This window comes from Haemophilus parahaemolyticus, assembly GCF_018373095.1.
Taxonomy (GTDB): domain Bacteria; phylum Pseudomonadota; class Gammaproteobacteria; order Enterobacterales; family Pasteurellaceae; genus Haemophilus_A; species Haemophilus_A parahaemolyticus_A.
This window is the reverse complement of sequence record NZ_JAHAHT010000116.1, coordinates 1-5,198: the sequence shown is the minus strand read 5'-3', so window position 1 is coordinate 5,198 and position 5,198 is coordinate 1. Positions and strand designations below refer to the sequence as shown.

Here is a 5,198-nt window from a genome sequence, read left to right as displayed (position 1 = left end):
TTTGCATTTAGTGGTTCATTAGGTACATTCGTGCCAAATGCAATGGCAAGTGGTATTAAAGGTAAAACCATTGAAGCAGGGATCGCATACCCGCTTTCAACAGGTTTTGACCCAATGACATCAAGTGGTGCTTCACCATTTGCAGCGAACTTGCATATTTTTGAAGGCTTGGTGGATTTGCACCCTGCAACTCGCGAGCCTTATCTTGCATTAGCAGCGAAAGAGCCAGAACAAATTGACGATACCACTTGGCGTGTAACGATTCGTGAAGGGGCAACCTTCCATGATGGTAAACCAGTTACCGTAGAAGATGTGGTATATTCATACAATCGTATTATGGATCCTGCGAATAAATCTTTATTCGTAATGTTTATTGATTTCGTTGAGAGCGTGAAAGCAGTGGATGATAAAACTGTTGAGTTCAAACTCAAATATCCATTTGCGTTATTTGCTAAACGCTTAACCATCGTGAAAATTGTACCGAAACACGTGATTGAAGCGGTAGGTCAATCCAAATTTGATGCTCACCCAATCGGTTCTGGTCCATATAAATTCGTTTCAGCGGTAAAAGATGACAAAATCGTCTTTGAAGCTTATGAGCCTTATAACGGTAAATACCCAGCATTAGTGGAAAAAATGTCTTGGTTCTTGTTATCTGATGCAGCAGCACGTGTCACTGCACAAGAATCTAAACGTACACAAGCGATGGAAAGTGTGCCATATCTTGACATTCCACGCTTGAAATCGAAAAAACAAACCGTTAAATCAGTGCAATCATTCGGCTTGTTATTCTTAATGTTTAACTGCGAAAAAGCACCGTTTGACAATCCAAAAGTACGTCAAGCGTTACACTACGGTTTAGACAGACAAAAATTAGTAGACTTCGTGTTCGATGGCAATGCAGAAGCCTCAACTTGCTATGTACAAAGCACTCACCCAGATTATATGAAAGCGGCAACGCAATATGAATATAATCCAGAAAAAGCGGCAGCATTGTTAAAAGAAGCGGGTTTAACTGAGCTTAAATTTGAATTACTTTCAACCGACCACGACTGGGTGAAAGAGTGTGCACCGTTAATTTTAGAATCTTGGAATAAAATTCCAGGCGTGAAAGTGACACTTCAACACTTACAATCTGGAGCATTCTATGCAAACAACGTAGATGTTGGCTCATTTAGTGTGGGTATCGCCCCAGGGGATCCATCTGTATTCGGTGACGACTTAGACTTATTACTAAGCTGGTGGTATCGTGGTGATGTATGGCCAAAACGCCGTTTCCGTTGGAACAACACCCCTGAATTTGCGAAACTTCAAGGTTTCTTAGATGGTGCTGTACGTGCGGCAAACCACGAAGAAGCACGCAAACTTTGGAAAGAAGCGTTCGATCTTATTGCAGCTGAAGTACCACTTTATCCAATCGTTCACCGCAAACTTCCATCTGCGTGGGATGAAAGTAAACTTGAAGGTTATCAACCATTGGCAACAACAGGGGTATCTTTCTTAGGTGTTGGTCGTAAATAATTCGGCAAAATTAACCGCTCTTTAAAATGTTGGGTTGTTAATTCACTCTCTCCCCTTGTGGGGGATGAAAATAAACAACCCACATTCTATTCTTAAACACAACTCTGCCATATATTCTCTATATTCGCAGTGATAACTGGGGACAACATGGAAATTATACTTCGCTTACTTTTCCGCCGATTGATGGCATTGCCCGTGATGATTTTGGGGGTAACCGCACTTGTGTTTGTGGTACTTCAATTTACTCCAGGCGATCCAGCGACTGTTGCATTGGGTGAAAGTGCATCAGAAGCGGCAAAAGAACTTTATCGTGAAAGCCACGGCTTAAATGATCCACTTTTTGTTCAATATTTCCGCTTTCTCGGCAATTTATTCTTCTTTGATTTTGGGATGACAATGCCGCCAGAGCTTCCAATTAGCGGTATGATTGCAAAATCGTTCCCAATTACCCTCCAACTTACTTTAATTGGTGTGGTTTTTGCTGCGGTAGTTTCATTTACACTTGGTGTGTTAGCGGCTCTTTATCGTGACAGCTGGGTAGACCAAGTGATTCGCTTAATCTCTGTTGCGGCAGTCGCAACGCCATCTTTCTGGCTCGGTATTTTACTTATTCAATGGTTCTCGCTTGAACTTGACTGGTTACCATCTGGTGGTTTTGTGCCATTTAGTGAAGACCCAAGCGGTTATGTGCAATCAATGATCTTACCTTCGCTTGCATTAGCCGTGCCTGTGTGTGCATCTTTAATCCGCGTGGTACGTACTACCATGGTAGAAGAAATGGATAAAGACTATGTGCGTACTGCAATTGGTAACGGAGTACCATATTCGACCGTGATTCGCTATAACGTGTTACGCAACGCCTTAATTACGCCTGTGACTGTGCTTGGTTTACGCGTGGGCTATTTATTAGGTGGTGCAGTGGTTATCGAACAAATCTTCGACTTACCGGGTATGGGTAAATTGATCTTCAACGGTATCGTGAACCACGATTTAAACTTGGTGCAAGGTGTGGTATTAACTATCGCATTTACATTCGTGATTGTGAATATCATCGTGGATGTCTTGTATGTTCTAATCAACCCTAAAATTCGGAGTCTATAATGTTTCGTCAAGGTTTAGCACAGCGTTTAGCGATGGGCGGAGCACGTTTCAAAGCACTCTCACCCGCTTCAAAAATCGCTTTAGTTTTCTTAGTTTTAGTGGCATTAGTGGCAGTTTTTGCACCTGTGGTCGCAACGCACGATCCATTAGCGGCAATTGCCCGTATGCGTCCACCAAGTGGTGATTTCTTATTCGGAACAGACCGCTTGGGTCGCGATATTTTCTCTCGTATTGTTTATGGTGCACAAACATCACTCTTTATCGGTTTAGGTGCTGTGGGCTGTGCGATTCTCTTTGGGGGCATTCTCGGAGCAACCGCCGCAACCGCAGACCGCTGGGGTAATGAGATCATTATGCGATTGATGGATATCTTGATGGCATTTCCAGGTATCGCATTAGCGGCTGTATTACTTGCTACATTCGGTAACACCGTGCCAGTGATTATCTTCACCATCGCTGTGGTTTATACACCGCAACTTGCTCGTGTAGTGCGTGCAAACGTGGTCTCTCAATGGGATGAAGACTATGTACGTGCAGAGCGTGTAATTGGCGGTAGCCGCACTTACATCTTACTCAAACACGTAGTTCGCAACACTGCGGCACCTGTATTGGTTTTCGCAACCGTAATGGTAGCAGATGCGATTGTGTTTGAAGCTTCACTCTCTTTCTTAGGTGCAGGCGTACAACCACCTCATCCATCTTGGGGTAATGTATTGTCGGAAGGTCGGAACATCGTGTTAAACGGTGCGTGGTGGGCAACAACCTTTGCGGGCGTGATGATTTTACTTACCGTATTAGCGTTAAACATTCTTGCAGAAGGCTTAACTGATGCATTAGTGAACCCACGTTTGAAAGCAAGCAAAAAATCTGAACACAAATCAGATGAACGTTTATCAACTGACGTGCAAGAAGCATTGGGCGAAGGTTTGGCACTGAAACGCTATCTCTTACGCTTACACGATAAAGAAGTTACTCGCACTGACCGTATGCAACTTAACAGCAATGCGAAACCAATTTTACAAGTGAAAAACTTGTCGATTCGTTTCCCAAATCGTTATGGTGACATTCCTCTTGTGGATAACATCAGCTTTACTGTAAACGAAGGTGAAACGATGGGATTGGTGGGCGAATCTGGTTGTGGTAAATCAATTACGGCGTTCTCCATTATGGGCTTATTGCCGAAAACTGCGAAAATCACGGGCGAAATTCTTTTCACCGACCGCAGTGGCAAACAACATAGCTTGTTAAATTCAAACCATTTAGCGGATCTACGCGGTACGGAAATCGCGATGATTTACCAAGATTCTTTGAGTGCATTAAACCCATCAATGCGTATCAAAGATCAAATGAACCAACTGATTAAACGTGGTAGCAAACACACCGCTGAAAAATTGTTGGAATGGGTACACTTAGATCCAAGCAAAGTCTTGAATCGTTATCCGCACGAATTATCTGGAGGACAACGCCAACGTGTGGTAATCGCAATGGCATTAACCCGTGAACCGAAACTCTTAATTGCAGACGAACCAACCACCGCATTAGACGTAACTGTTCAAGCAGAAGTGGTGAAATTGCTCAACGAATTGCGTGAAAAACTTGGCTTTGCGATGGTATTCGTGAGCCACGATTTAGCCTTAGTCGCTCAATTAGCTCACTCAATTACGGTAATGTATGCAGGTCAAGTGGTGGAAACTGCGCCGACATCATCCTTATTGGCACATCCAACCCACGAATATACCCAAGGTTTATTAGGTTCTGTGCTTTCAACAGAAGTGCGTGCGGAACGCTTATACCAAATTCCTGGTAGCGTACCATCTCCATACGACTTCGCCACTGGCGACCGCTTCGCAAGCCGTTCATTACGCCCAGAAGCTGACCCGAACCAAAAACTCGTATTAACGCCAATCGAAGGCGATGCACAGCACCTATGGGCTTCGCATTTAGCAGGCAAAGCAGCGGAAACTAAAGTCGCAAGTGAGGCATAAGATGAGCAGTATCAAAGTAATCAAAGAACAAAACATCATCGACTTAGAGAACATTGTGGTGCAATTCCCTTCTCGCGACGGCTCGTTGTTTAATCGCAAAAAATTCACCGCCGTGAATAACGTTTCTTTAGGTATTAAAGCAGGCGAAACCATCGGCTTAGTGGGTGAGTCTGGTTGCGGTAAATCAACCCTGGCGAATGTGATGATCGGGCTTTTAAAACCGACTTCAGGCACGGTAAAATTTAACGGCTTACAAATGGAATATGGTAGCTCAGAAGCGCGCAAACGTTTTGGTCGCCAAGTCTCTGTGATTTTCCAAGACCCAGCCACCGCGTTAAACCCACGGATGAAAGTGTTGGATATTTTGAAAGATCCGATGGATATCCATAATATTCTGCAACCGCACGAACGCGAAAAACGCGTGTATGAACTGCTTTCACGCGTAGGGCTTCCACGCTCTGCCGCAGCCGTTGAGCCAACACGCTTATCTGGCGGTCAAAAACAACGTGTGGCGATCGCTCGTGCCTTGGCGTTAAATCCAAGCCTGATTGTGGCAGATGAACCGACGTCCGCACTTGATGTTTCTGTTCG

The 5,198-nt window shown here is 44.2% G+C and carries 4 protein-coding genes; all 4 read left to right on the top strand.

Annotated elements, in window-relative coordinates; genetic code table 11:
• A partial coding sequence (locus KH943_RS09190; RefSeq protein WP_304110309.1) for an ABC transporter substrate-binding protein occupies window positions 1-1,521 on the top strand: 1,521 nt, incomplete at its 5' end.
• A gap of 147 nt (window positions 1,522-1,668) precedes the next feature.
• A complete protein-coding gene (locus tag KH943_RS09185; RefSeq protein ID WP_111353283.1) occupies window positions 1,669-2,622 on the top strand; it encodes an ABC transporter permease in 954 nt (317 codons plus the stop codon).
• A complete protein-coding gene (locus tag KH943_RS09180) occupies window positions 2,622-4,607 on the top strand; it encodes a dipeptide/oligopeptide/nickel ABC transporter permease/ATP-binding protein (protein ID WP_304110308.1) in 1,986 nt (661 codons plus the stop codon). Before KH943_RS09185 ends, KH943_RS09180 begins: the two co-directional genes overlap by 1 nt.
• A gap of 1 nt (window position 4,608) precedes the next feature.
• Window positions 4,609-5,198 (top strand): ATP-binding cassette domain-containing protein (locus KH943_RS09175; RefSeq protein ID WP_304110307.1); only part of this gene is annotated, 590 nt, incomplete at its 3' end.

Excerpts from the sequence above, each read along its gene's own strand:
- KH943_RS09180 (WP_304110308.1), top strand. The coding sequence starts at position 2,622 with ATGTTTCGTCAAGGTTTAGCACAGCGTTTAGCGATGGGCGGAGCACGT.
- KH943_RS09185 (WP_111353283.1), top strand. The coding sequence starts at position 1,669 with ATGGAAATTATACTTCGCTTACTTTTCCGCCGATTGATGGCATTGCCC.